The sequence below is a fragment of the Streptococcus oralis subsp. tigurinus genome (genome assembly GCF_002096275.1).
Taxonomy (GTDB): Bacteria; Bacillota; Bacilli; order Lactobacillales; family Streptococcaceae; genus Streptococcus; species Streptococcus oralis_CN.
In genome coordinates this window covers 1-1285 of the sequence record NZ_NCUG01000008.1, presented here as the reverse complement: position 1 = coordinate 1285, position 1285 = coordinate 1, and the positions used below count along the sequence as shown (strand labels likewise).

Below are 1285 nucleotides of genomic sequence, written 5' to 3'. Positions count from 1 at the left end.
GGCTATACTCCAGCACAAACAGCTGATTTGACTGTTACAAATACGTATAGCACTGAACCAGCTGAGGCTGTAATTGAAGCTAAGAAAAAATTGGAAGGCCGTCCAACAGAGCTTCAAGACGAAGAATTTGAATTTATCTTGAAAGATAATGATGGAAAAGAAGTTCAAAGAATCAAGAATAAAGGTACTAATGCTGATGGAACTGGTCGCGTAGTCTTCAAGCCTATTAAATTTACAAAAGAAGGACATTATCAGTACACCATTGTGGAAGCAAAAGCAGGTGAAACTGAAAATGGTATCACCTATGATAATAGAACAGTTCCTGTAATTGTACACGTCTATGATAATGGAAGAGGCCAACTGGTTGCCTGGGTTGAGAAATTAGAAATTTCTCAAGTAGCACTTCCAGCAGCTGAATTTTCAACTTCAGCACCTGGTTCTAATCTTGTACCACCAATCTCTGGTGCCATCAACACCATTACAGATGCCGGAATTCAAACATTCGTCAATACTTATAAGCCTGCTAATGTGAAAGCTCCTGTTTCGGCAACCAAATCATTCATCAATAAGAATACTGATAAGCCAATTCAGCTTCAAGGTGGGGAATTCGAGTTTGCCTTGTTTGAGAAAAATGGTACAGCTCCAATTCAAACAACAACAAATGATGCAGCTGGAAACATTAAGTTTGAAGATTTAGAATTCAATAAAGCTGACACTTATCATTACACCATCGTTGAAAAGAATGCTGGGACAACTGATAAAGGAATCACTTATTCTAACAAGACTATCGAAGTAACGATTAAAGTTGTTGACAACGGTAAGGGAGCGCTTGAAGCAACTGTTACCTATGACAATAACGACAGTACTTTCGAAAACACCTATAAGGCTAAAAATGCCAAAGCTGTTCTTGAAGTAGATAAGAAACTAAGCAATCGCAATCTCGAAGCTGACATGTTCGAATTTACATTGACAGACCAAGTTGGTAACGTTGAAAAAGCGAAGAATGGTGCTGACGGAAAAGTTAAGTTCTCAGAGTTGACATTTGATGAAGCAGGTACTTACACTTACACTATTAAGGAAGTAAAAGCTGGCACAACGGAGAATGGTATCACCTACGATGCTAAGACCATCACAGCTAAAGTAACTGTAACCGATGATGGTCAAGGTAAATTGCATGCAACGGTTGAATACAGCAGTGATGGTACAGCTAATAGCACAACCTTCACCAATGTTTACACACCAGCTAAAACACAGGTTCCAGTGAAGAAAGTTTGGAATGATAGTG

1 protein-coding gene is annotated in these 1285 nt (G+C 38.8%); it reads left to right on the top strand.

Annotation, left to right across the window (positions count from 1 at the left end):
• Positions 1–1285: Spy0128 family protein (locus B7725_RS00040; protein WP_275655505.1), on the top strand; the 1285-nt coding region annotated here is incomplete at both ends.